Here is a 24,214-nt window from a genome sequence, read left to right on the forward strand (position 1 = left end):
CCCACCGCACCGCTCCTCGCGGTCGGCGCCACGACCGGCAGCCGGGCTGACCGGGTCTCACCGGCGTGCGGCGGCTCCCCATCTCTCCGACGCACCGAGCAGCGCGACCGTGAACGGGTGACGGGGAGCAGTCAGGATCTGTTCCCTCGGGCCCTCCTCGACCACCACGCCGCCGTCCAGCACGGCCACCCTGTCGGCCGGTGCAGCGGTGTCGAGGTCGTGTGTGATCAGCACGACGGCGGGCGCGTCCTGACGGTGCATCAGTGCGGCGAGCAGGTCCAGCAGGGAACGCCTGGTGACCGGGTCGAGCCCGGAGGTGATCTCGTCGCAGACGAGTACCCGGGGCCGCGCGAGGAGCGCTCTGGCCAGCGCCGCGCGCTGGAGTTCGCCGCCGGACAGGAGGCCGGGCCGCCTGCGGACGAGTTCCTCGGCCAGCCCGAGGTCCGTCAGCACCCGCCGCGCCTCGGCCCCCGCTTCCCGGGGTTCGGTGCCGTGCAGGCGCACCGCCGTGCGGGCCACCTGGTCCAGGACCGGCCGGTGTTCGTCGAAGGCGGCCCGTGCGTCCTGGAAGACGTACTGCACGGCGGCGAGCTGCTCCCTGCTGCGGTCCCGCAGACTGCGCGGCAGTTCCCTGCCGTCGAGCGTGATCCGGCCCGTGTGGTCACGGTGGAGTCCGGCGAGGCAGCGCCCGAGGGTGGTCTTGCCGCTGCCCGAGCGTCCGACGACGGCCAGGCACTCACCGCCGCGGAGGGTGAGCCGGTCGACGCTCAGCACCGGCACATGGGCCCCGCCTGTCCGGTGACGCGCGGTGAGTGCGTCGACGGTCAGCAGCTCGGCACCGGTGCGCCCGGGTTCCGCGTACGGCAGGGTCCTCGGTTCGGCGAGGAGCTCCTTGGTCCACGGGTGGGTGGGCGCCTCCAGGACCCGGTGGGCCCGGCCCTGTTCCACCACACGGCCGCCGCGCATCACCAGCACCTCGTCGGCCAGTTCCCTCACGACGTCGAGGTCGTGGCTGAGCAGCAGCACGGCGATGCCCTGCGCCGCCACCGCCGCGAGCTGGTCGACGACCCGACGTGTCGTCAGGGCGTCCTGCCCTGTCGTGGGTTCGTCGGCGACGATGATCCGGGCGCCGAGGAGCAGTGCCTGCGCCAGGACGAGGCGCTGCTGCTGTCCTCCGGAGAGCTGGTGCGGGTACCGGCCCAGCACCTGCTCGCCGTCCTCGAGTTGGGCGTCGTCGAGTGCCTGCGTGACGCGCTGCCGGGCTGCCGCGCGACGCTGTGACCGGGGCAGGTCACGCACCTGCGTGCGCGCCATGTCGCGCAGGAGGGCCCCGGCGCGGCGGGCGGGGTTGAGGACGGCGGCGGGGTGCTGGGGGATGTAACCGATGCGGGTGCCGTGCACGGCCACCTCGCCCGTCACGCGCGCACCAGCGGGGAATTCACCGAGCAGGGCGAGGCCGGTCGTGGTCTTGCCGCTGCCGGAGGCGCCGACCAGGGCGGTCACGGTGCCGGGGCGGATGCGGAGCGAGACCCGGTCGACGAGTGCGCGGCCGTCGACCTCGACCGTCAGTCCGGTGACGGCGGCGATCACGGGGTTCTCCTTCATGAGCGGCGGCCCTTGCGGGCCGGGGTACGGCGCTCCATGGCGGCGTCGACGAGCAGGTTGCCGCCCATGGTCAGCGCGACGATGAGCAGGGCCGGCACGACGACCGCCCAGGGCTGGATGAGCAGTCCGGTGCGGTTGCGGTCCACCATCACGGCCCAGTCCGCGGCGTCGGGGGCGACCCCGATGCCCAGGAAGGCCGCGGTGGCCACCAGGTAGAGCACTCCGGTCAGCCGGATCCCGGCGTCGGCCGCCAGGGTGCGCAGGATGGACCTGCCCACGTATCCGACGGCGAGGCGCCACCAGCTCTCCCCCTGCATGCGCAGCGCCTCGACGGCGGGCCGGGACGCCGCCTCCGCGGCTGCCGCGCGCACGATCCGAGCGGCGTCCGGGACGGACACGAAGGCCACCAGCAGGGCGAGTCCCGCCGCCCCGGGCGGGAAGGCGGCGGCGACCAGCAGGATCATCAGCAGTGAGGGAACTGCGAGCAGCACGTCCAGGGGACGCATCAGCACTTCCTCCAGCCACCTGCGGTGGGTGAGCGCACAGGCCAGCCCGAGCGGCAGGGCCACGAGGTAGGCGAGCACCGTGGCGGCCAGGGCGACGAGCACCACGGGCCGTCCGCCGAGCAGCACCTGCTGGACGACGTCCCGTCCGACGAAGTCCGTGCCGAGCCGGTGGCCGGCGCCGAGGGTGAAGGAGGCGGCGCGTGCCGAGGGCTCCCCCACGAGGAACGGGCCGGCCAGGGCGATGCCGAGCGGGACGGCGACGACGGCGGCCCCGGGGCCGTACCTGCGGAGCCGCCTCATGCCGCCACCCCCGAGCGTGGTGCGAGCCGGTGGGTGACGAGGTCGGCGCCGAGGTTGAGCACGACGGTGGCGACGCCGAAGACCACCGCGAGTCCCTGGACGACGGGGATGTCACGGTCGGCGACGGCGTTCATGAGGACGGTGCCGAGTCCGGGGATCACGTAGAGGGCCTCCACGACGATGACGCCGCACAGCAGCCAGTCGATGGTGCGGGCGAGCTGCTGGGTGGCGGGGGCGAGGGCGTTGGGCAGGGCGTGTCCGTAGCGGATGCGTGCCCCCGGGATTCCGTACCGTCCGGCATGGGTGGTCCACGGGGCGGCCAGCGCGTCGATCATGCCCGCCCTGACCAGGCGTGCGAGCGAGCAGACGGGCCGGGCGAGCAGGACCAGGACGGGCAGGACGAGCGCGGCGGGGTGCGCGAGCAGATCGGTGCCGTAACCGACGGCGGTAGGCGGGAACCAGCCGAGGCGCAGCGCGAACACGCTCACCAGGAGCACTCCGAGGGCGAATTCGGGCACGGCGTAGACGCCGAGGGTGGTGGAGCTGATCAGCCGGTCGGTGAGACGCCCCTCGTGTCGGGCGGCGAGTACGCCGAGGCCGACCGCCACGGGGACCAGGATCAGGACCGTGAGTGTGGCGAGGAGCAGGGTGGGGCCGAAGCCGCCGGCAAGGAATCCGGCCACCGGCCGCCCCGAGGTGAGGGAGGTGCCGAAGTCGCCGTGCAGCAGCCCCACGACCCAGTCGGCCAGCCGCTCGTGGGCGGGCCGGTCCAGTCCCATCGCCTCGCGTACGGCCGCGATGCGCTGCGGGTCGGGCTGGTCACCGGCGAAGGCCACCGCGGCGTCGCCCGGCAGCGCCTCGGTGAGCCCGAAGACCAGCAGCACGACTGCCGCGGTCTGCACGGCACCGAGGAGCAGCCGCCGGGCGACCCAGGAGCGCAGTGCGTTCACGCCAGCCAGACCTTGTCGAAGCGTGCCCAGTCCAGGGTGTTGGCGGGCGCCTCGCGGGCGACACCCCGCAGGGAGGGTGCGGTGCCGAGGATCCAGTCGCCGAAGCCCCAGACCAGGAAGCCTCCTTCGGTGTGGAGCTGTCGCTGCATACGGGCGTAGAGGGCGGCCCGTGCCGTCCGGTCGCGGGTGGACTGGGCCTGTCGGTAGAGGGCGTCGAAGTTCTTGTCCTGCCATTTGGTGGCGTTGGTGGTGGAGTCGGTGAGCAGCCGCTGGGAGATGTGGGACTCGATGGGCATGGCTCCTGACCGGTAGCAGCACAGGGTTCCGGTGTCGAGGATGTCCTTCCAGTAGGAGTCCTTGCTGCCCATCCGTACGTCGACGGTGACCCCGGCGCGTGCCGCCTGGTCGCGGAAGATCCCGGCGGCCTCGGTGAATCCGGCGGCGACGGCCGAGGTGTCGAGTGTGACCCTGAGGTTCTCCGCACCGGCCTGCCTCAGGAGACTGCGGGCACGGTCGATGTCCTGTTCGCGCTGCGGGAGTTCGTCCGCGTAGTACTCGTATCCCTTGCCGAAGAGGTCGTTGCCCGTCTCTCCCGCGCCGGAGAGGGCGCCGTTCACCAGTTCCTCGCGGTCCGCGATGAGGAAGAACGCCTCGCGGACCCGGGGGTCGTCGAAGGGCGGGCGGTCGGTCTTCATGGCGAAGGCCTGCATGGCGCTGTTGCGGAGCCGGACGATCGTGACGCTGTCCGACTTCTCGTGGGCGCGTCCGGTGGCGGGGTTGAGCTCGTGCGCGTACTCGACCTGGCCTCCGAGGAGGGCGTTGATCCGGGCGGACTCCTCGTTGGCGACGACGAATTCGAGCTCGTCCAGGTGGGGGGCGCCGTCCCAGTGGGCGTCGTGGCGGCGCAGGACGGTGGAGCGTCCGGGCGCGAAGGAGACGAAGCGGAAGGGGCCGGAGCCGATCGGCTCACGGTCGAAGCCGGTGGCACCGTCCTGCACGATGTAGGTGCCGAAGGCGGCCATCACGTTGGGGAATTCGGCTGTCGGCCGCTTCAGCACGAACTCGACGGTCCGTTCCCCGGTCGCGCGGCTCGCCCCGAGGTCGACGGGTTCCAGGGAGGCACGGGCCCGGAATGCCTTGTCGGGGTCGGCGATACGGCGGTAGCTGTACAGGACGTCGGCGGCGGTCACCGGCTTCCCGTCGTGGAACTGCGCCTGCCGCAGCGTGACGTTCCAGCGGTCGAGGCCGGCGTTCGGCTCCCACTTCTCGGCCAGGCGTGGCACGGCGGCGAGGTCGGCGCCGTAGTCGGCGAGCTTGTCGAAGAGCGCCTTGCTCCGGGCAGCGTCGGCGAAGAGGTTTCCCAGGTGCGGGTCGAGTGTTTCGCTCGCGCCGCCTCCGGCGAAGGCCGCGCGCACCTGTCCGCCGCGCCGGGGCGTGCCGTCCCCCTTGCCGGCGTCGGATCCGGTGGCCTCGGGCCCGGAGCATCCTGCGAGCGTGAGTGCGCCGAGGCCGGCCGCTCCCCCTGCCGCCGCGAGGAAGCCGCGTCTGCGCAGGCCGGGGAAGCGATCGTGTCTGTCGGCCGATGCGGTCATGGTTGCTCTCCTGTTGCTGGGTTTGCCGGTTCGGCGGCGGACGTCCGGGCCGGGTCGACGGTGGTTTTCCTGGCGACGAGGTGGAGCCGGTCGCCGTCGGCGGTGTCCCCGGGTCCGGCGCCCGGCTGCCAGGCCGGTTCGGTGCGCGGCCCGGGGCCGTCGTGCAGGGCGAGTACGTCGAAGCCGTGGACGGTGAGGAAGTGGCGCAGTTCCTGGGGCAGGAGCAGCCGCCACGCGGAGTGCTCCACGACGGGCGGGCTGCCGTCGTCCGCGGTCCAGCTCCGGGTGCGCCGCAGGAGCTGGGCGGCCCGGTCGACGCGCAGTGCGGTGGTCGAGCGGTAGGCCGTGCCGTGCCAGGTGAAGCGGGAGACGGCCGGCGCGGTCGCGGGTTCGTCCCGGCCGAGGAAGTACGCGCCGTTGCGCATCTCCGCGACCAGCAGGCCGCCGGGTACCAGGGTGCGGCGGCAGGACCTCAGGAATCCGTCGAGTTGCTCGTTGGTGTGGCAGTACAGCAGCGAACTGTCCAGGCACACCACGGCGTCGAAGACCCGCTGACCGAAATCGAACCGGCTGAGATCGGCCGTCACGTAGGCAGGCCCCGGGTGGCGCGCGCGGGCGTGGGCGAGCATGGGAGCGGAGAGGTCGGCGGCGGTGACCCGCCGTCCCGCGTGATGGAGCCAGGCGGCGTCACGGCCTGTTCCGCAGCCCAGGTCGAGGACGGTGGGGCCGGCGCCGTGGCGGCACAGGATGTCCTGCGCCCACCGCCCCGCGAGGTGTTCGGGGTCGGGGAACCTGGCCTCGTAGAGCTCCGGGTTGTCGGTGAGGAGATTCCCTGTCCGGTGTCTCATGCCGCCACCGCCACGGGGGCGGGCCGTGTCCGGGGCAGGGTTCCGTTGCGGTGCAGCCAGGTCACCGCGGCCGCCGAGACGAGTCCGGCCGCCAGGCAGCAGCCCCAGGGGAGCAGGGCGACGGGGCCGCCTCCCCCGCCTGGTGGTGCGGCGTCCATGGCCCGGCCGACGGCAGCGTTGCCGACGGCAGCGGCGATGCCGGAGACCGCGTAGAAGATCCCGAAGTACGTGCCTGTCAGCTCCTGGCGCCCGAAGCCGGGGATCAGCTCCATGACGAAGGGCTGAGCCACCATCACTCCCAGGTGGAGCAGGAGCGCTCCGGCCAGCACGGGCAGGGCGCGCAGGGTGGCGTCCAGGGGGCCGCCCGGGGGCGCTCCGGTGCCGGCGACGAGCATCGGCGGGACGAAGGCCAGCCCCATGAGCACCAGTCCGGCGGCGATCCAGCGCCCTCGCGTTCCGCGCCTCGACAGCGCGCGGGTGATCCGCAGCTGGAAGGCGATGCCCGCGATCGTCCCGACCAGGAAGACGAGCCCGGCGGCACCGTCCCAGCCGGTGGCGTGCCGGGCTCCGGCCGGGAGCAGGAGGTAGAGCTGGTTCTCCAGCGTGAACATGCCGACCATGGCGAGTGCGAAGGCGAGGAAGGCGCGGTTGCCGACGGCCTCACGCCAGTCGGCCGTGACGCTGCCGGTGGCCGGTGGCACCTGCCGGGCGGGGAGCACCAGGGCCTGGGCGACGGTGAGCAGGGCGAAGATCCCGGCGGCGGTGAGCGCGGAGGCCCGGAAGTCGACGAGCAGCAGGGCGCTGCCCAGGAGGGGGCCGATGAGCGCGCCGGTCGTCGCGAAGACGTTGAACAGGGCGAACGCCTCGGCTCTGCGTTCGCCTGCCTCCTGGGCGAGATAGGTGCGGACGGCGGGATTGAACAGGGCGCCCGCGACGCCGCTGAGCACGGAGGCGGCGAGCAGCACGGGCAGCCCGTCGCCGAGCGCGAAGAGGGCGAAGCCGACGGTGCGTATCGCGCAGCCGGCGATGATGACACCGCGGGCGCCGAGGCGGTCGGCGGCGGAGCCGCCTATGAGGAACAGTCCCTGCTGGCTCAGGTTGCGTACGCCGAGGACGATGCCGACGACGGCCGCCGACATCCCGAGGTCGTCGCCGAGGTGGGTGGCGAGGTACGGGACGAGCAGGTAGAAGCCGGTGTTGACGCCGAGCTGGTTGACCAGCAGCAGGCGAATGGCGAGCGGGAATCCGCGGATCTCGTTCCATGTGTTCATGAGGCCGCGCTCCGGATTTGGGCTCGGGCGCGGGGGCGTACGCCTAGACCCGGCCGCTCGGCGGCCGCGACGAACCCGTCGGAGCCCCCGATTCCTGTCCAGGGGTCGTCGGCGAGCAGGAGGTGCCCGTCGAGGTCGGTCCAGCGGGCACGGTCGCCGATGTGGACGGCGGGGGCGATGCCCAGGGTGCTGGCGGTCAGGCAGCCCAGCATCAGGTCTGTGCCACTGCCCTCGATCAGGGCGGCGATACGGAGGGCCGCGTGGACGCCTCCGCATTTGGCGAGTTTGACGTTGATGCCGTGGACGCGTCCGGCGAGCCGGCGCGCGTCCTCGTAGGTGACGGCGTCCTCGTCGGCGATGACGGGCAGGGGTGAGCGGGCGGCGAGCCGCGCGAGGGCCTCCGGGTCGCCGGGGGTCAGCGGTTGTTCCACCGCTTCGACGCCCAGTTCGGCGAACCGGGGCAGGAGCGCGCGCGCCCGGGACTCCGACCAGGCCCCGTTGGGGTCGAGGAGGAGTCGGGCTGCCGGGGCGGCGGCGCGGACGGCGCGCACCCGGTCGAGATCGGTCTCGTGGTCCCGGTCGCCCGCCTTGATCTTGATCACGGAGAACCCGGCCCCGGCCAGGCTGCGGGCCTGGGCGGCCGCCCTTCCCGGGGAGGTGAGCGAGATCGTCCGGGCGGTGGCGGTCCTCGGGGCCACCGCGGCCCCGAGGATGCGGTGCACGGGGGTGGCGGTGCGCTTCCCGACGAGGTCGAGGAGCGCCGACTCGGTGGCGGCGGTCATGGCGGCCGGGGTGCCGGGCGCGTCGAGTTCACCGGCGCGCAGGGCGTGCAGTGCGGTCTCCGGGTCGGCGAAGCGGGCGAGCCGCTCACCGGTCCGGGCGGCGAGGCGTTGCAGGGTGGGGGTGTCGAGGCCGTAGAAGTGGCTGGTGACGGCTTCGCCGTGGCCGTCGGCCCCGTCGTGTTCGACGGTGAGGCAGACGGCGTCGCGGGCCGTCATGGTCGATCGCGAGATGCGCAGCGGCTCGGCGAGCACGAGTCGCACGGTGTGCTGGGTGAGTTTCACGGCTGCCGCTCCAGGCGTTCCGCCAGCGGATCGGTGACGGTGGTGCACCTGGTCCAGCCTCCGGTCTGCGGGATACGCGGGTGCCGGACGTCGACGGGGCGGGCGGCCGCGAGATCGGGGTCCAGCTGATGGGCGGTCATGAAGTCGTCGTCGTAGACGCTGCCGAGGTAGCGGTGAGGTCCGTCGGGGAAGACGGTGGCGACAGCGGCGCCGGGGTGTGTGCGGGCGGCCCAGGCGGCCACGCGCGCGACGGCTCCTGTGCTCCAGCCGCCGCTGACGAAGTTCTCCCGGGCGAGTCGCCGGCAGGTGTCGGCGGCCTCGGCGGGGCCGATCCAGTGGACCTCGTCGAACGCGTCGTAGGCGACGTTGCGCGGATGGATGCTGCTGCCGAGACCCCGCATCAGCCGGGGCGTCGCCGCCTGCCCGAAGATGGTGGAGCCGGTGGAGTCGACGGCGATGAGCCGCAGTCCCGGCCAGTGCCGGCGCAGTGGTCCGGCGATCCCGGCGCTGTGCCCTCCCGTGCCGACACTGCACACGAGGATGTCGAGGTGGGCGAGCCGGCTTGCCAGTTCGGCTGCGAGTGAGGCGTAACCCGCTGTGTTGTCCGGGTTGTTGTACTGGTCGGGCCAGTACGCCCCTGGCAGCCGGGCGAGCAGGTCGCGCAGCCTGTCCAGGCGGGCGCCCTGCCAGCCGCCGTTCGCCTTGGGCCGGTCGACGAGTTCGAGACGCGCTCCGTACGAGCGCAGCAACTGCCGCATCGAAGGCTCCAGTTCGCTGTCGCCGACGAGCACGACGGGGTGTCCGAGCGCCTGTCCGGCGAAGGCGAGGCCTATGCCGAGCGTGCCGGAGGTCGATTCCACGACGGGTGCGCCGGGGAGGAGTTCGCCGCGCTCCTCGGCTCCGAGGAGCATGGACACCGCGGCACGTGCCTTCATGCCGCCGACGCCGTGTCCTTCGAGCTTGGCCCAGAAGCCCGGGTGGGGCAGGGGCAGTCCGGTGGTGATCCTGGCGAGCGGGGTGCGGCCGATGAGGGCGAGGAGTTCGCGGTTGGGTGCGAGAGCGGGCAGGGATGCCGTGGTCACGAGGTGCCTCCGTCGTACGGGCGGCTGCGGGGGACGGCGTCGGGTCCGCCGTCGCCCGCGCGGTAGCGGTGGATGGTGCCGGGCCCGCCGTCGAGCCAGAAGAAGGGGTACGGCTCGGCGCACACCGCGGTGACTCCGGCGCCCAGGAACCGGGGCAGGACCGCGCTGCCGGTCTGGGCGAACATGACCAGTGGCTTCCGGCGCTTCCAGGCGCTCCTGCGCAGCGGGTCGAAGGTCCCGTTGCCCAGGGTCATACCGGAGGCCAGCACCGCGTCGCAGTGGCCGATCCCCTTGAGGGCGTCCGTACCGATGGGCTCCCCCCAGTCGGTGGTTCCTCCCTTCAGGTCACAGGGAATGACGGTGAGGCCGCGCGAACGCAGTTCGTACAGAAGGGAGTTCACGACGCCGACGACCAGGACGGTGCCGCCGGGCGACACGTCCAGCAGGTCGGCGACGGCGGTGGCCCGCGCCCGGGACCGTTCGAGCGAGCTTCCGGCGGGGACGGTCACCGGCTGCGCCCCGTGGTCAGGGGTGTGGGGAGTGACGTCCGTCAGATAGGCGTCCAGGGCCGCGACCCGGACCGGCAGCAGCGGATGGGCGAGGAGCTCTGCCACGTCGGCGCCGGCACAGTCCTCGACGGCTCCGGCGGGAAGGGCTCCAGGTTCGACCGCGCACGAGCCGACCGCGCGCTCCAGGCGCAGGCTCAGGACCTCGTTGCGGTATCCGCCCTGCCTGCCGTCGTGCCGTGCGGCCTGGGACGTCGTGAAGGCCACCGAGATCAGCCGGGTCGAGGGGTCCGGTCCGAGTTCACCCCGCAGGGCCTGGTCGAGGAGGGTGCCGAGGCAGGAGGCGGGCGGGCGTGAGGTCGTCGTCATGAGCTCACCAGCAGGGGCCGCAGTCCCGCGAGGAGCGCCTCGACGCGGTCCCGGGCGCCGAGGCCGGCGGCGTCGCCCGCCATGACGTGCCCGAGGTAGGCGTTGTTGCTGTCCGCGGCCTCGACCGTGCGCCCCGGTTCCGCGATCTGGACCTCCAGCACACCGTGGGCCTCCCGCACACGGTCGGCGCCCTCCACGGACGCAAGGGTTCCCGCGAGGTCGGGCACGAGGAACCCGATGGCCGCGCTCCGCATCCCGGTTGTGCGGGGACGGAGGTCGGGTTCTCGGCCGAGCGCCACGTCGATGCAGGCGGTGGCGAGGTCGATCCCGGTGACGTGGCGGACCAGCTCGGTGATGCGATTGCCCGCGGGGCGGGGATTGACCTCCACGACCCTGGGGCCTCCCTCGGTCAGTTTGATCTCGGTGTGCGCCACGACGTCGTCGAGGCCGAGCGCCGCACCGGCGCTCAGCGCGGTTCCGGTGGCTGCGGCGAGGTCGTCCGGGGACAGGGCGGCCGGGAACATGTGGCCGGTCTCGACGAAGGCCGGGGCCCCGCCGACGCTCTTGTCCGTGACTCCGACGACGTGGGCGACGCCCCGGCAGGTCACGGTCTCGACGCTCACCTCGGGGCCGCGGAGGAACTCCTCCAGCAGGACGTGGGGCGTACGCCGCTGCCCCCTGGCGTTGTACGGGAAGGCGGCCTGGGCCGCGCACGCCTCGGCCAGCTGGTCCTCGTCGTCGACCCGGCGCACGAACATGCCCGCGCAGAGGTCCACCGGTTTGACCACGAGGGGATAGCCGAGGTCACGGGCGGCCACGGCCGCCTCCGCCCCGTCCGCGCACACCGCGAAGCGGGGTCCGGGGACACCGGCCGCACTCAGGACACGACGGGTGGCGTCCTTGCGGCAGGCGTTCTCCATGGCTTCGGCCGACGGACCGGGCAGGCCAAGCAGGCCGGCGATCCGAGCAGCGGCCGGCAGATAGTAGTCACAGGAGGTCACCACCCCGTCGAAGCGGAGGGCCTCGTGCAGCCGCTGGACCTGCGGAAGCAGCTCACCGAGGTCATTGGTGGGCGCGGTGACGACGTTACGGGCGGTGAGCAGCGGATGGGCCGTTCCCTCCGGTGCGGACCGGAGGTAGTGCTGCAGGTCGCGGGTGAGGAAGGTGAAGTGGTGTCCCGCCCCCTCCAGGGCCCGTGGCAGCAGCCTGCTCATCGATCCGACCCAGCTCTCGACCACCAACAGATGAGCCATGAACTCCCCCTTCTCACAAGGACGTCGGGCATAAGGACAGGCAGGGATCACCCCCTTTCGGAGGCTCCCGGCCCGACCGCACACACGCTATCGACAATCGTTTTCATTGTCATCTAAAACAGCGTCACTTCTACTGGGAAACGGCTTCCGTTGCGTCACTCGCCGGACCGGAGTGGAATTGCATACAGGGGGACCCGCAGGAAGGGGTACGCCATGACCGACAGCGACCGGGGGGACGACGTCTACCAGCCGCAAGAGCCGGAGGCCTCCGACCCTGCCGACCTGCTGGATCTGGAGGACACCCTCGACACGTCCGGGCTCGCCGACGTCCTGGACGAGGGCTACTCGCCGCCGGAACGGCCCTGGGCGGTCGACGACGAGGGCACCACGGCCTCGGAACAGCACACGGGCGAATCCCTCGACCACCGTCTGACCAGGGAGGTTCCCGAGGGGGACGAACCCGTCCCCGACGGTCCGGGCGACCTCGCGGACGGCGACGGGGAGCTCTACGACACGGAAGTGGGGACGGACCGCGCGGGCAGACTCACCCAGGAGGGCGACGGGCATGTGCCCTCCACCCTCACCGCACAGGATGTCGGCATAGACGGTGCGGCGGCGTCCGCCGAGGAAGCCGCGATGCATCTGATTCCCGAGGAGAGAGACCTGTTCGGGGAGGAACCGGCCCGCTGAGGGCCCCGCCCCCGGCCCGCGCCGTCACGACCGCCGCCGAGTACGCCGCCCCCTATCCCCCTCCGAGGACCCCTCAGGTTGTGCCGCGCCCGCACGCGTGCGCGCGAGGTCCCTCCCCGCCACATCGGCCGGTCCGTCGGTATGCCGCCCGCGCACGGGCGCGCGCGAGCCCGCGCACCCCGGCTCCGCGAGCCGTCCGAGCACGTACAGGTCCTGCGTGCCCGCGCCCGTGCACGCGGGCGCACCACGGTGCGGAACGTGGCGGCCGAGCGGCCGGAAAGCGCCGCCGTGCTGCCCGTGCTCCCCGAAAACGCTTGGACGCCGAGCCGCCGGCCACGGGAGACTCGTCTCTTCCGGATCTCTTGCCGCAGACGCGCGGCGAGCGCTTCCGCCTGCGCGGCGCCGCCCCTCCGGAGGCCGGCCATGGCGAAGTCCGGAGCAACTGCCCGCGAAACGACATGAGGTCGGCATGGGATCGCAGCAGTCTCACGGCACCGGGCCGGGCAACGGCCCGGTCCGGCTCGCACTCCGCCACTATCTGGGCGAACTGTCCCGCCAGCGCAGACTTTCGGTATTCGCTCTCGCTCTCCCGGCGCTCGGCAACATCGGGATCACCTACCTGGCGCCGCTCGTCGTCGCCAAGCTCGTCGGCCGTATCGCCGAGGACGGGGCAATCGGCGTGCGTGAGGCACTCCCCTACGTCGGGGTGTTCGCCGCGGTTCTGCTCCTCGCGGAGGCCATGTGGCGGGCGGGCCTGCACTGCCTCAACCGCGTGGACGCCCGCGGCATCGAGCACCTGTACGTCACCGGCATGGACGCCCTGTTCGCCAAGGACGCCTCGTTCTTCCAGGACAACTTCGCAGGATCACTCACCAAGCGGGTGCTGAGCTTCGCCTCCCGCTTCGAGGAGTTCGTCGACACCCTCACGTTCAACATCGTGGGAAGCCTGGCCCCACTCCTGTTCGGCACGGTCATCCTGTGGAGTTACGACCCCCTGCTGGTGGCCGGTCTGCTGATCATGATCACGCTGACCGCGGTGTGCGCCGCGCCGCTGATCCGGCGCCGCCAGAAGCTGGTCAACCGGCGCGAGGAGGCCATCGCGCGGGTGTCGGGCCATGTGTCCGACGCGCTGATGAACATGGACACGGTGCGCGCCTTCGCCGCCGAGGAGCGCGAGGCGGCCGAACACCGGGCGCGGGTCGCGGAGTCGAGGCGCCTGACTCTGCGCTCGTGGGACTACGGCAACCTCCGCATCGACACTCTCGTGGCACCGCTCTCCGTGCTCACCAACGGGCTTGGCCTGCTCCTCGCCGTAGGAATCGGCGCCGGTGGCGGCAGCGTGGAAGCGATCGTGGTCGCCTTCACGTACTACACCGGTTCGACCCGCATCATGTTCGAGTTCAACCAGATCTACCGCCGTCTCGAGAGCTCGATGACCGAGGCCGCGCAGTTCACCGAGCTGCTGCTGGCGCCGCCCACCGTGCTCGACCCCGCGACGCCCGAGCCACTGGCCCAGCAGGCGGCGGACATCCGCTTCGAGCACGTCACCTTCGCCCATGACGGGGGCGACCCGATCTTCGAGGGACTTCAGCTGGACGTGCCGAGCGGAGCGCGGATCGGCCTCGTCGGGCGGTCCGGCGGCGGCAAGACCACCCTCACCCGGCTGCTCCTGCGGATGTCCGACGTCCGGTCCGGCCGCATCATGATCGGCGGTCAGGACATCAGTCGGCTACGGCAGTCCGATCTGCGGAGCCTGATCGCCTACGTCCCGCAGGAACCGGCCATGTTCCACCGCACCCTGCGCGAGAACATCCAGTTCGCCCGGCCGGACGCCACCGACGCCGAGATCCGCGCCGCCGCCGACGCGGCCCACGTGACGGAGTTCGCCGACCAACTCCCCTCGGGCTTCGACACGATGGTCGGGGAACGCGGCGTCAAGCTCTCGGGCGGGCAGCGTCAGCGGGTCGCACTGGCCCGGGCGATCCTTCGCGACGCGCCGATCCTGCTGCTGGACGAGGCGACCAGCGCGCTGGACTCCGAGAGCGAGACCCTCGTGCAGCAGGCACTGTGGCAGCTGATGGAGGGCAGGACCGCGCTGGTCGTCGCGCACCGCCTGAGTACGGTCGCGGCCATGGACCACCTGATCGTCCTCGACCACGGCAGCATCGTCGAGCAGGGAACGCATCACGAGCTCCTGAACACCGACGGCGCCTACGCCAAGCTCTGGCACCACCAGTCCGGCGGCTTCCTCGTCGACACGGCCAACGGCGAAGCGGCGGCCACGGCCGATCAGGCGCGGTGACCGCGGGAACCCCCGATGCCGGACATCGGGGGTCTCCCACGCCCGACGGCGCCCGGGGCGGAATCCGTCAGCGCCCTTCACGCAACCTGAGCACGTACGCCGCGGTCAGCGCCACGGCGCGGTCCTCGTCCCGGGAGAGATCCGCGAGGGCCCGCGACGCCGTACTCCCGGGAATGTCCGCGAGCGCCTCCGTCAGCCGTCGGCGGGCGGTCGGTCCGGCCACACCGCGAGCCAGACGCTCGACCAGCCCGGCAGCGATGCGCTCCGCCGACTCCGGGCTGCTCGCCAGGGCACTCAGTACGTCGGCCGCGTCGACGTCGTTCGCCTCCTCGGCGACCATGTCGACGAGAGTCGGGACGGCGTCGGCCACTCCGCGCGCCCCGAGCTCGAGTGCGGCATACCTGCGGACCACGACGTCGGGGTTCGCGAGGGCGTCCCCCAGCAGCGCGGTCGCCCTGCCGCCCGGAATCCCGGCGAGGGACCGGACGGCACGTTTCCGCACCTCGGGGGCGGGTGAGGCGAGGCCCTCCGCCAACAGCACCGGCCCCCTGTCGCCCGATTGCGCCAGGGCCCATCGAAGAGCTCCTGCGACGTTGTGGTCCCTCTCGCTCAGTACCGCCTCGACCAGTGCCTCCACCGGAACCTCGTCGACCGACGACAGCGCCGCGCGCTGGCGCGTCCCCGCGCTCTTCGATCCCAGCGCGTGGAGAAGCGTGACGGTCTGGAGGACGTCCTGCCAGTCGGCGGGTTCCGCTGCCCCGATACGACGAAGTCGCGTGAGCAGCTCCGTCTCCGCCGCGATGCGTTCCCGGGTCCGGAGGATGAGGTCGTCGACGAGCTCGGACGGCGTGAAGCCGGGGTCCTCGAGCGCGCGCCCGACGTCACGGAGCGACAGGCCCAGTGACCGCAGGCTCTCGACGTGGAAGATCCGCCGGATGTCGTCGTCGGAGTACTCGCGATAACCGTTGCCGGAACGGCCGGTCGGGCGCACCAGACCGAGCGAGTCGTAGTGCCTGAGCATGCGGGCGCTGACTCCGGACCGCCGTGCCACCTCACCGATCAACACCGCCTGTCACCCCTCCTGACCTGTCACGCCGAGGGCCACGACGCGCTTCGCCTCCTCGATCGCGGACTCGAATCCGGTCTCGGGGTCGCGCACCAGCTTGTCCGTGGCGATCGCGTGCGCACGCACGCGAGGGTCCAAATCCGTCATCGCCGCGTGCAGGAACGGCAGGATCGCCCCACCGAGCGCGACGAGCGCCCTGCTGAGGCTCCGCTGCGTCTCCCGTTCTCCGCGCCCGAGCTGTGTGGACAATACTGCGGCCAGCTCGTGCTCCTCACCTTCCGGCACGAGCAGGACCGCCGCGCGCCAGGCGCTCCGGGCCACCTCGTCGTCGACGTCGGACAGAAGCTCCCTGGTGATCGCGGGCCACGCCCGGCGATCCCCGATCTTGGAGAGCGTGTGCAACGCCTGGCTCCGTGCCTGCGCGCGCGTCGAGCGGACCTCCTCGACGAGTTCCGGGACAGTCACCGATGCAGGGTGGCGGGTGAGTGCCCAGGTGAGCATGTCACGCACATAGAACTCCGGCTCGATCGCGCATCGTTCGACGAGCGGGTCGACGAAGCGCGGGTCAGGGGTCGTACCGATCGCCAGAGCCGCCCGGAGCCGTACCGAGGGACGGGGGTCCGCCAGCCCCTGAAGAGCTCGAATCGTGGCTGTGTCCTGCTTCTGCGTGGTCATCCGGCCACCTCCTTCAGCCACACCGAAGACCTTGTCATCGTGTCAAGGTCAAGCGTGGCCGCGCAGCCGCGCCGGGTGGGCCGAGCCCCGATGCCCGACTCGCGCCCCGGCCCACCCCGGCTCCTCCGGCCCGGCAGCAGGCGCGGGAGCTCATTGACATTCCCGACGACCCCACCGAGACTCGACCGCATGTACGAGGTCCAGCCCCTTCCCGGCGAGCGCTGTCCCCACCTCGTCCGCGCGTCCAGCGCCGGGTGTTGACCTTCACCCCACCCCTGTCTCCGCGACGTCCGCTCCCCCTGGGCTGATCCCGCTCCGCCGTCCTGTGCGGACCGTGCGCCATGGATCTCCGAGCGGCGCGGACCCCGGTGACGACCGTTCTTCCACGCATTCCGACTGACCCGGCACGGCGGTTCCGGCACGACACCGCGGGCCCGGCACGGCGGTTCCGGTACGACACTGCGGGCCGCGTACGAACACCCGCGTCCCGTCGGAGCCGGGGACAGACCCGATCTCCCCCTTCTCCTCCTCACCATCGTCCTGCCCGGTCGCGCTCCGGCGCGAGGGCCAGCAGTGATCGGAAGACACGATGAACCCGAAGTTCCTCTGGTACATCCCCAACACCGTCGAGCCGGGTCACCGGGGCGACGACACGACGGCCGACTGGGGGTCGATCGAGTACTCGACCGACCTGGCCCGCACGGCGGAGGCACACGGCTGGAGCGGCGCCCTGCTGGGCACCGGCTGGGGCCGCCCCGAAACCTTCACCGTGGCCACGGCGCTCGCCGCGCGCACCACGGCGTTCGAGCCCCTGATCGCGGTGCGTCCCGGCTACTGGCAGCCGGCCCAGCTCGCGGCGGCGGCTGCCACCCTCGACCAGCTCAGCCGCGGACGGGTCCTGTTCAACATCGTCAGCGGAGCCGACGACCTCGGCGCCTACGGCGACACCACCGTCGAACCGGCGCGACGGTACGCACGGACACAGGAGTTCCTCCACCTCCTGCGGCGTCTGTGGACCGAGGAGGACGTCACGTCCAGCGGGGAGTACTACCAGGTGACCAACTCCACGGTCGCCCCCCGCCCGTACGCGATCGGCGGGAGGACACACCCGACGCTCTATTTCGGCGGCGCCTCCCTGGCGGCCGAACGGGTCTCGGCTGCCGAGGCGGACGTCCAGCTCTTCTGGGGCGAGCCACTCGACGGAGTCGCCGAACGCATCGACAGGCTCGCAGTGTTGAGTGAGGAGGTGGGCCGTCGGCACAAGCCCCTCGAGTACGGGCTGCGGATCACCACGGTGGTGCGTGACACCACCGAGGAGGCGTGGCAGGCCGCGGAGGAGAAGGTCTCCGCCCTGGCCGCCGCCGACCCGGTCGCCTGGACAGGTCATCGGAGGGCGGTGGGACAGCAGCGGCTCGTCGACCTCGCCGAGCGGGGCGAGGTGCTCGACACCTGCCTCTACACCACGCCGGGCAGGTACGGGGCGGGCGGGGCCGCGACCACCTGGCTGGTCGGATCCCCGAACGACATCGCCATCGCGCTGGAGAACTACCGCAAGCTCGGCATCACCCACTTCATCCTCTCCGACACTCCCTACAAGCAGGAGATCAGCCGGATCGGCGACCAACTGCTGCCCCTGCTCCGCGGCGGGCACGGCTGACGGGCAGCTCACGGCGGAAGGTCGGCCCGGCGAACCGCCACGCCGCCGGCCGCGGACCACCGGACCACCGGACGGCCCGGACGGCCTCGGATTGCCGACGCCCATCCGGGGAACAGTGGCGACACAGTGAGCGCCTCCCGGCCCGCGGTCGTCCGCACCTCGTAAGGTCGGCAGCGCGTTCCATCCTGGCGGTCGGTCGAACTGCCGAGGACCACGAGACCGGAAGTGGGCAGAGCCACAATGAGCAGCACAGCGCAGATCGGTGTCACAGGACTCGCCGTCATGGGACGCAACCTTGCCCGCAACTTCGCGCGCAACGGGTACACGGTCGCTCTGCACAACCGCACGGCCGCACGTACCCACGAGCTCGTCGAACAGTTCGGCGACGAGGGTGATTTCATCGCGGCCGAAAGCGCCGAGGACTTCGTGGCAGCCCTGGAAAAGCCACGACGCCTGGTCGTCATGGTGAAGGCCGGAGATGCCACGGACGCGGTGATCGCGGAGTTCGCACCTCTCCTGGAACCCGGCGATGTGATCATCGACGGAGGCAACGCGCACTTCGCGGACACGCGGCGCCGGGAGCAGGAGCTGCGTGAGCAGGGCCTTCACTTCGTCGGCACCGGCATCTCCGGCGGGGAGGAAGGCGCGCTCGACGGACCGAGCATCATGCCGGGCGGCAGCAAGGAGTCCTACGACTCACTCGGCCCGATGCTGGAGCAGATCTCCGCGAAGGCCAAGGACGGTGCTCCGTGTGTCACGCACATCGGGCCGGACGGCGCCGGGCATTTCGTGAAGATGGCTCACAACGGTATCGAGTACGCGGACATGCAGCTCATCGGTGAGGCGTACCAGCTGCTCCGTGACGTGGCCGGTTACTCCCCCGCGCAGATCGCGGACATCTTCCGCACCTGGAACACCGGGCGCCTGGACTCCTACCTCATCGAGATCACCGCGGAAGTGCTCTCCCATACCGATGCGGCTACCGGAAAGCCCTTCGTGGATGTGGTGCTCGACCAGGCGGAGCAGAAGGGAACCGGCCGCTGGACCGTGCAGATCGCCCTCGACCTGGGCGTTCCCGTGTCCGGCATCGCGGAGGCCGTCTTCGCGCGCTCGGTATCCGGTCACGCAGCCCTCCGTGACGCCTCACGCCACCTGGCGGGGCCGACCGCCCGCACACTCGGCAAGGACGAGGCGGCAGCCTTCGCCGACCAGGTCGAGCAGGCGCTGTACGCCTCGAAGATCGTCGCCTACACCCAGGGCTTCCACGAGATCGCGGCCGGCAGCGAGCAGTACGACTGGAACATCGACCTCGGCAAGGTCGCCGCGATCTGGCGGGGCGGATGCATCATCCGGGCCGCGTTCCTCGACAGGATCACCAGCGCCTACGAAGCCCAGCCCCGGATGCCGAGCCTCCTCTCCGACAAGAGCTTCGCCGAGGAGATCGCCGCAGCGCAGGACGACTGGCGCAGCGTGATCGCCACCGCCGTCACCCAGGGCGTCCCCACCCCCGCCTTCGCCACCACCCTCGCCTACTACGACTCGCTGCGCGCCGAACGCCTCCCCGCCGCCCTCACCCAGGGCCAGCGCGACTACTTCGGCGCACACACCTACCACCGCGTCGACCGTGACGGCACGTTCCACACCCTCTGGGGCGGCGACAAGACCGAAGTCGAGAGCTGAGACATTCATCGAGGGTGGTGGCGACGGCGGCTCGGCCGAAGTCTTGGGACGTCGGCGCTGAACCCTGGGCCGCGTCCGGGCCGGTGCTGCCCACGACGGGTGCGCAGTACCGGCCCGGCCCGCCCGCCCCACCGCCGACCGCGCCTTCCGCCGGCATCCCCGCAGCCGGTCGGGGCCGCCCCGGGCCCCGACGCCGAGCGGGTCACTGATTCCTGCTTGCGAGGACAGGGCCGGAGCGACCAGAACCTGGCCGAGAGTCCGGTCCGACACCAACATCCTCTAAGATCCACATCTGTTGGAAAGCAGGAGCAGGTCTGCGAGGAAACGACTCACCCCATGTCCGAACGGACCGCCGCGCGGTTACGGCGCAGGCTCGCCGAACACAGCCGGCGCATCGTCGACTCCAGCGCGTTCACAGCCACCGTGTTCTGCCTCATCGCAACCAACGCCGCGCTGTTGGGCATCGAAACCTATACCGGCGTCGTACATCAGTGGCACGCGGCCCTGAAGGCTGCCGAGCACGTCTTCCTCGTCGCCTTCACCGCCGAGATCCTGCTGCGCGCCGCCGCCCACGCCGACCGCCCCGGAGACTTCTTCCGCGACCCGTGGAACACCTTCGACCTGCTCGTCGTCACCACGGCCTTCATGCCGTTCGCCCGCGAGAACGCCACCGTGCTCCGGCTCCTGCGCCTGGCCCGGGTGCTGCGCGCCGCGCGCTTCCTTCCCCAGCTGCGCATCGTGATCGTCGCCGTCGGCAAGAGCTTGCCCGGCACACTGAGCTTCCTGCTCGTCGGGGCACTCCTGCTGTACGTGTACGCCATGGTCGGCTGGGTCTTCTTCGCCGATGACGATCCCGAGCACTACGGGTCCCTCGGTCGCGCCGTCCTCACTCTCTTCCTCCTCATGACCCTCGACGGCCTCGGTGACGCGGTCCGGGCCGGGCTGGAGATCTCCCGCTGGTCCATCGTCTACTTCGCCTCCTTCGTCCTGCTCGGATCGTTCGTGCTGGTCAACCTCCTCATCGGTGTTGTCATCAACTCCCTGCAGGAGGCGAGCGACCTCGAAGCCGAGCGGGACCGTCCTGTCCCCGCGCAACCGACGCCCACGGAGGACGCGAACGCGGCACTACGGGCTCGGATCGCCGACGCACGCCGGACACTGGACGAGCTCGAAGCCGGCCTGGAGCCTTCGGCGCCGACCCGACGCTGAAGCTGTCCCCCTTCGTGCACGGAGAAGTGACGCTACGGGGCCTGGGGCCCGGTCCGCCCCTGCTCCTGTCGCCCGGCCGGACCGGGCCGCGTGCGGCCCGGAGCGTGATGTGGATAAGTGGCAGGGAGCCACGTCCACCACCCACGGAGTGCGCGCATGTCCGACGCCGTACCGGAACCAGTTGTGGTCCAGCCCGTCGTGGCGCCGCTGACCAGTGCCGCGGTGGTACTGGTCGCGACGATCGAGCCGGGCGGTGAATCCGCCGTACGCGATGTACTGCCCGATCTCGCGGCGTTCGCACGATCGATCGGTTTCCGGGTCCCTGACGCCGGGCTCGCCTGTGTGACGGGCTTCGGCTCGGAAGCCTGGGACCGTCTGTTCGCCGGTCCCAGACCGTCCCGTCTGCATCCCTTCCAGGAGTTGCGGGGCCCTGTCCACCGTGCGCCGGCCACACCCGGCGATCTGCTGTTCCATGTCCGCGCGGAACGGATGGACGTCTGCTTCGAGTGGGCCTCCCAGCTCCTCGGGCGGCTCGACGGCACGGTGAGGATCGTGGACGAGGTCCATGGCTTCCGCTACTTCGACCACCGGGATCTGCTCGGTTTCGTCGACGGCACGGAGAACCCGGTGGGCGACGAGGCGAGGGCGGCGGCCCTGGTCGGCCCGGAGGATCCCGCGTTCGAGGGCGGCAGCTATGTCCACGTGCAGAAGTACCTGCACGACCTGGCCGGCTGGAACGGGGTGAGCACCGAGCAGCAGGAGCGGATCATCGGCCGTACGAAGTTCACCGACATCGAGCTCGCCGACGACGTCAAGCCCGCCGACTCGCATGTCGCCCTGAACACCATCACCGAGGACGACGGCACCGAACGGGACATCCTGCGCGCCAACATGCCGTTCGGCAGCTTCGAACAGGGCGAGTTCGGCACGTACTTCATCGGCTACGCGGCCGACCCCGGGGTCACCGAACAGATGCTGCGCAACATGTTCCTGGGCAGCCCGCCCGGCACCCACGACCGGATCCTCGACTTCTCCACGGCGGTCACGGGCTCGCTCTTCCACGCCCCCACGGCCGGTTTCCTGGACTCCCCTCCACCGCCGCCCACTGCTGTGGCCAAGGCTGTTCCGGAGCCGCAGGCCTCGGAGCAGCGTCCGTCGGCTCCCGCCGGGGCGCGCGACGGTTCGCTGCACATCGGCAGCCTGAAGGAAAGTGCCCCGCGATGAACAATCTGCACCGTGAACTCGCCCCCGTCACCGAGGCCGCCTGGGACCAGATCGAGGAGGAGGCGCGACGCACCTTCAGCCGCCATGTGGCCGCGCGCCGGGTCATCGACGTCAGCGACCCTCAAGGACCGGGACTGTCGGCGATCGGCGACGGTCATCTGCGCGACATCGATCCGCCCACGCCCGACGTGATCGCCCGCGCCCGCACGGCGACACCCGTCATCGAGTGGCGTGTCCCCTTCACGGTGACCAGGGCGGCCGTCGACGACGTGGAACGCGGCTCGGAGGACAGCGACTGGCAGCCGGTCAAGGACGCGGCCCGCACCTGTGCGTTCGCCGAGGACATGGCCGTCATCGACGGGTATCCGGCAGCCGGCATCACGGGTCTGCGGGACGGCTCCTCGCACCCCCCGCTGCCACTGCCCGCGGACGCGCGGGACTATCCGACCGCGGTGAGCCAGGCCCTCACCCGGCTGCGGCTGGCAGGCGTCGACGGGCCGTACCGGCTGCTGCTGGGGGCTGACGCGTTCACCGAGGCGACCGAGACCTCCGACCACGGCTATCCGGTCGCCACCCATCTGGCCCGGCAGCTCGACGAACCGATCCTGTGGGCGCCGGCCGTGAAGGGCGGGGTCCTGCTGTCCACGCGCGGCGGCGACTTCGAGCTGTGCCTGGGGCAGGACCTGTCCATCGGATATCTGGACCACGACGCGACGAGCATCCGTCTCTACTTCCACCAGGCGTTCACCTTCCGGATGCTGACCCCCGAGGCCGTCGTGTCCCTGATCGCCTGAAAGCGCCGACCCGCGCGGCTCCCGTCAAGCCGACCTGCGAGGCTCCCATCAACGACACCAGCAGCACGCCGCCGCAGTCCTCCGCGGCAGCCCAGGGCCCACTCCGCCCGGCGCGTTCCGCCAGATTCGCCGAGGCACTCCGTCTCGCGGTGGCGGAAGGGCTGCTCAGCGAGCAGCGTCCCCTTGCGGGCTTCCTGGACGCCGACGGCATACGCGACTCCGTGGACGCGCTGCGGGACGCCTTCGCCGCCGAGCCGGGCGCACGCGTGCTGCACACGTTCGCTGCGAAGGCCGCCTCTCTGGTCCCCGTGCTGCGGCTGCTCGCCGACTGCGGCATGGGCTGCGAGGTGGCGAGCCCGGGCGAACTGAGGCTCGCGGTGGAGGCGGGATTTCCCCCGGCGCGCATCGTCCTGGACTCGCCCGCCAAGACCCGGGCCGAACTGAGGCTGGCACTGGCACTCGGTGTCGCCGTGAACGCGGACAGTTTCGGTGAGATCCGGCGCATCGAGGAGCTCCGCTCGCCCGGCTCGCCGTCCGTCCTCGGGCTGCGGGTGAACCCGCAGGTGGGAGGTGGTTCGATCGGCGCCATGAGCACGGCGACGGCTACCTCGAAGTTCGGCGTGGCCCTGCGCGACCCCGGAGCGCGGGAGCACGTCGTCCAGACCTTCGCCGAGCGTCCCTGGCTGACCAGACTGCACGCCCACGTCGGCTCGCAGGGCTGCTCGCTGGAGCTCATCGCCGCGGGCATCGCGGAGACGTACCGGCTCGCCGAGGAGATCAACGAGGTGCTGGGCACGCGCCGCATCACCGGGATCGACATCGGGGGCGGCCTGCCGGTCAACTTCTCCGACGACGAGGTCCGCCCCGCCTTCGCGGACTACGTGACGGCGCTCCGCGCCGCGGCTCCGGGCCTGTTCGACGGGCGTTACGACCTGGTCACCGAGTTCGGCCGGTCCCTGCTCGCGAAGAACGGTTTCATCGGGGCGCGGGTCGAGTACACGAAGGAGGCCGGCGGGCGCCGCATCGCACTCACCCACGCGGGGGCGCAGATCGCCACCCGCACGGTGTTCATGCCCGACGCCTGGCCGCTACGGGTCGGCGCCTTCGACGGGCAAGGCCGCCCCCGGAGCGGGCGGACGATGGTCCAGGACATCGCGGGGCCGTGCTGCTTCGCCGGAGACATCGTGGCCCACGCCCGTGAACTGCCCGAACTCCACGAAGGCGACTTCGTGGCCCTGTACGACACGGGCGCGTACTACTTCTCGACCCCGTGGGCCTACAACAGCCTGCCCCGGCCGGCGGTGTACGGCTTCGCGGGCGGCACCGGCGCCCTGCGCCTCGCCCTCGTGCGCGAGGCGCAGTCGCTGGACTCCGTGGCGGCGGAGAGCGGACTGCGCCACGCCGACGCGCTGAGGGACCTGCGGGCACAGGCGCAGGGGCTGTCGTAAGGGCCGAGCCGTAGGGGCGCTTTCCCGGCCAGCCTGGCAGGCGCAGGCCAGGGCTCCCGATCAGCCGGCAGGCGCGGGCCAGGGCTCCCGGTCAGCCGGCAGGCGCAGGCGCGGGCTCCGGCT

Annotated in this window: 20 protein-coding genes; 8 read left to right on the forward strand and 12 right to left on the reverse strand. The window is 71.7% G+C overall.

The features are described 5' to 3' along the window. Window positions 1-57: 57 nt before the first annotated feature. Genes P8A20_RS02405 through P8A20_RS02450 form a run of 10 tightly spaced genes read right to left on the reverse strand, consistent with a single transcriptional unit; the run spans window position 58 to window position 11,346 of the window. Window positions 58-1,605: an ABC transporter ATP-binding protein gene (locus tag P8A20_RS02405; protein WP_306102749.1), complete on the reverse strand. Its 1,548-nt coding sequence runs from the start codon at window positions 1,603-1,605 to the stop codon at window positions 58-60. Then, window positions 1,602-2,411 (reverse strand): ABC transporter permease, encoded by an 810-nt coding sequence (locus tag P8A20_RS02410; protein WP_306102750.1) that lies wholly within the window; start codon window positions 2,409-2,411, stop codon window positions 1,602-1,604. Before P8A20_RS02410 ends, P8A20_RS02405 begins: the two co-directional genes overlap by 4 nt. Beyond that, window positions 2,408-3,361: an ABC transporter permease gene (locus P8A20_RS02415; protein ID WP_306102751.1), complete on the reverse strand. Its 954-nt coding sequence runs from the start codon at window positions 3,359-3,361 to the stop codon at window positions 2,408-2,410. Before P8A20_RS02415 ends, P8A20_RS02410 begins: the two co-directional genes overlap by 4 nt. After that, entirely contained in the window at window positions 3,358-4,953 is a 1,596-nt protein-coding gene (locus P8A20_RS02420; RefSeq protein ID WP_306102752.1) for an ABC transporter substrate-binding protein, read from the reverse strand. Before P8A20_RS02420 ends, P8A20_RS02415 begins: the two co-directional genes overlap by 4 nt. Then, entirely contained in the window at window positions 4,950-5,801 is an 852-nt protein-coding gene (locus tag P8A20_RS02425; RefSeq protein ID WP_306102753.1) for a class I SAM-dependent methyltransferase, read from the reverse strand. The genes P8A20_RS02420 and P8A20_RS02425 overlap by 4 nt, the downstream gene beginning before the upstream one ends. Continuing rightward, window positions 5,798-7,072 (reverse strand): MFS transporter, encoded by a 1,275-nt coding sequence (locus tag P8A20_RS02430; RefSeq protein ID WP_147960921.1) that lies wholly within the window; start codon window positions 7,070-7,072, stop codon window positions 5,798-5,800. Before P8A20_RS02430 ends, P8A20_RS02425 begins: the two co-directional genes overlap by 4 nt. After that, window positions 7,069-8,136, reverse strand: coding sequence for an enolase C-terminal domain-like protein (locus tag P8A20_RS02435; RefSeq protein WP_147960920.1), 1,068 nt, complete (start codon window positions 8,134-8,136; stop codon window positions 7,069-7,071). Before P8A20_RS02435 ends, P8A20_RS02430 begins: the two co-directional genes overlap by 4 nt. Beyond that, complete coding sequence (locus P8A20_RS02440; RefSeq protein ID WP_306102754.1) at window positions 8,133-9,218, reverse strand: PLP-dependent cysteine synthase family protein; 1,086 nt, start codon at window positions 9,216-9,218, stop codon at window positions 8,133-8,135. The genes P8A20_RS02435 and P8A20_RS02440 overlap by 4 nt, the downstream gene beginning before the upstream one ends. Next, complete coding sequence (locus P8A20_RS02445; RefSeq protein ID WP_306102755.1) at window positions 9,215-10,093, reverse strand: Rossmann-like domain-containing protein; 879 nt, start codon at window positions 10,091-10,093, stop codon at window positions 9,215-9,217. Before P8A20_RS02445 ends, P8A20_RS02440 begins: the two co-directional genes overlap by 4 nt. Then, complete coding sequence (locus P8A20_RS02450; protein WP_306102756.1) at window positions 10,090-11,346, reverse strand: ATP-grasp domain-containing protein; 1,257 nt, start codon at window positions 11,344-11,346, stop codon at window positions 10,090-10,092. The genes P8A20_RS02445 and P8A20_RS02450 overlap by 4 nt, the downstream gene beginning before the upstream one ends. A 213-nt stretch (window positions 11,347-11,559) precedes the next feature. Between P8A20_RS02450 and P8A20_RS02455 the strand changes: the two genes are divergently transcribed. Both P8A20_RS02455 and P8A20_RS02460 read left to right on the forward strand, forming a co-directional pair. Continuing rightward, window positions 11,560-12,036, forward strand: coding sequence for a DUF5709 domain-containing protein (locus P8A20_RS02455; RefSeq protein ID WP_306102757.1), 477 nt, complete (start codon window positions 11,560-11,562; stop codon window positions 12,034-12,036). A 469-nt stretch (window positions 12,037-12,505) separates the two neighbouring features. After that, window positions 12,506-14,338, forward strand: coding sequence for an ABC transporter ATP-binding protein (locus P8A20_RS02460; protein WP_147960916.1), 1,833 nt, complete (start codon window positions 12,506-12,508; stop codon window positions 14,336-14,338). A 67-nt stretch (window positions 14,339-14,405) separates the two neighbouring features. Here the strand turns inward: P8A20_RS02460 and P8A20_RS02465 are convergent, their stop codons facing one another. Beyond that, window positions 14,406-15,404: a MerR family transcriptional regulator gene (locus P8A20_RS02465; protein ID WP_147960915.1), complete on the reverse strand. Its 999-nt coding sequence runs from the start codon at window positions 15,402-15,404 to the stop codon at window positions 14,406-14,408. Window positions 15,405-15,410: 6 nt separating this feature from the next. Next, window positions 15,411-16,079, reverse strand: a complete 669-nt coding sequence (locus P8A20_RS02470) for a HEAT repeat domain-containing protein (RefSeq protein WP_147960914.1) — start codon at window positions 16,077-16,079, stop codon at window positions 15,411-15,413. A 589-nt stretch (window positions 16,080-16,668) separates the two neighbouring features. Between P8A20_RS02470 and P8A20_RS02475 the strand changes: the two genes are divergently transcribed. The 6 genes from P8A20_RS02475 to P8A20_RS02500 all read left to right on the forward strand — a co-directional run bounded on the left by P8A20_RS02475 (window position 16,669) and on the right by P8A20_RS02500 (window position 24,091). Then, on the forward strand, window positions 16,669-17,736 hold the full coding sequence (locus tag P8A20_RS02475; RefSeq protein ID WP_306102758.1) for an LLM class flavin-dependent oxidoreductase: 1,068 nt from the start codon (window positions 16,669-16,671) through the stop codon (window positions 17,734-17,736). Window positions 17,737-17,976: 240 nt separating this feature from the next. Next, window positions 17,977-19,416, forward strand: a complete 1,440-nt coding sequence (gene gnd, locus P8A20_RS02480; protein WP_147960912.1) for an NADP-dependent phosphogluconate dehydrogenase — start codon at window positions 17,977-17,979, stop codon at window positions 19,414-19,416. Window positions 19,417-19,752: 336 nt separating this feature from the next. Beyond that, window positions 19,753-20,625: an ion transporter gene (locus P8A20_RS02485; RefSeq protein ID WP_147960911.1), complete on the forward strand. Its 873-nt coding sequence runs from the start codon at window positions 19,753-19,755 to the stop codon at window positions 20,623-20,625. Between the two features lie 156 nt (window positions 20,626-20,781). After that, on the forward strand, window positions 20,782-21,849 hold the full coding sequence (locus P8A20_RS02490) for a Dyp-type peroxidase (protein WP_147960910.1): 1,068 nt from the start codon (window positions 20,782-20,784) through the stop codon (window positions 21,847-21,849). Next, entirely contained in the window at window positions 21,846-22,643 is a 798-nt protein-coding gene (locus P8A20_RS02495) for a family 1 encapsulin nanocompartment shell protein (RefSeq protein WP_147960909.1), read from the forward strand. Before P8A20_RS02490 ends, P8A20_RS02495 begins: the two co-directional genes overlap by 4 nt. Window positions 22,644-22,792: 149 nt before the next feature. Then, complete coding sequence (locus P8A20_RS02500) at window positions 22,793-24,091, forward strand: type III PLP-dependent enzyme domain-containing protein (protein ID WP_147960908.1); 1,299 nt, start codon at window positions 22,793-22,795, stop codon at window positions 24,089-24,091. Window positions 24,092-24,214: the final 123 nt, after the last annotated feature.

Origin of the sequence: Streptomyces sp. Alt3 (assembly GCF_030719215.1) — a bacterium.
Classification (GTDB): Bacteria; Actinomycetota; Actinomycetes; order Streptomycetales; family Streptomycetaceae; genus Streptomyces; species Streptomyces glycanivorans.

Bases quoted from the DNA above. Each gene is read 5' to 3' on its own strand.
- P8A20_RS02405 (WP_306102749.1), bottom strand. From the start codon at position 1,605: ATGAAGGAGAACCCCGTGATCGCCGCCGTCACCGGACTGACGGTCGAG.
- P8A20_RS02410 (WP_306102750.1), bottom strand. From the start codon at position 2,411: ATGAGGCGGCTCCGCAGGTACGGCCCCGGGGCCGCCGTCGTCGCCGTC.
- P8A20_RS02420 (WP_306102752.1), bottom strand. From the start codon at position 4,953: ATGACCGCATCGGCCGACAGACACGATCGCTTCCCCGGCCTGCGCAGA.
- P8A20_RS02425 (WP_306102753.1), bottom strand. From the start codon at position 5,801: ATGAGACACCGGACAGGGAATCTCCTCACCGACAACCCGGAGCTCTAC.
- P8A20_RS02430 (WP_147960921.1), bottom strand. From the start codon at position 7,072: ATGAACACATGGAACGAGATCCGCGGATTCCCGCTCGCCATTCGCCTG.
- P8A20_RS02445 (WP_306102755.1), bottom strand. From the start codon at position 10,093: ATGACGACGACCTCACGCCCGCCCGCCTCCTGCCTCGGCACCCTCCTC.
- P8A20_RS02450 (WP_306102756.1), bottom strand. From the start codon at position 11,346: ATGGCTCATCTGTTGGTGGTCGAGAGCTGGGTCGGATCGATGAGCAGG.
- P8A20_RS02455 (WP_306102757.1), top strand. From the start codon at position 11,560: ATGACCGACAGCGACCGGGGGGACGACGTCTACCAGCCGCAAGAGCCG.
- P8A20_RS02460 (WP_147960916.1), top strand. From the start codon at position 12,506: ATGGGATCGCAGCAGTCTCACGGCACCGGGCCGGGCAACGGCCCGGTC.
- P8A20_RS02470 (WP_147960914.1), bottom strand. From the start codon at position 16,079: ATGACCACGCAGAAGCAGGACACAGCCACGATTCGAGCTCTTCAGGGG.
- P8A20_RS02475 (WP_306102758.1), top strand. From the start codon at position 16,669: ATGAACCCGAAGTTCCTCTGGTACATCCCCAACACCGTCGAGCCGGGT.
- gnd (WP_147960912.1), top strand. From the start codon at position 17,977: ATGAGCAGCACAGCGCAGATCGGTGTCACAGGACTCGCCGTCATGGGA.
- P8A20_RS02485 (WP_147960911.1), top strand. From the start codon at position 19,753: ATGTCCGAACGGACCGCCGCGCGGTTACGGCGCAGGCTCGCCGAACAC.
- P8A20_RS02490 (WP_147960910.1), top strand. From the start codon at position 20,782: ATGTCCGACGCCGTACCGGAACCAGTTGTGGTCCAGCCCGTCGTGGCG.
- P8A20_RS02495 (WP_147960909.1), top strand. From the start codon at position 21,846: ATGAACAATCTGCACCGTGAACTCGCCCCCGTCACCGAGGCCGCCTGG.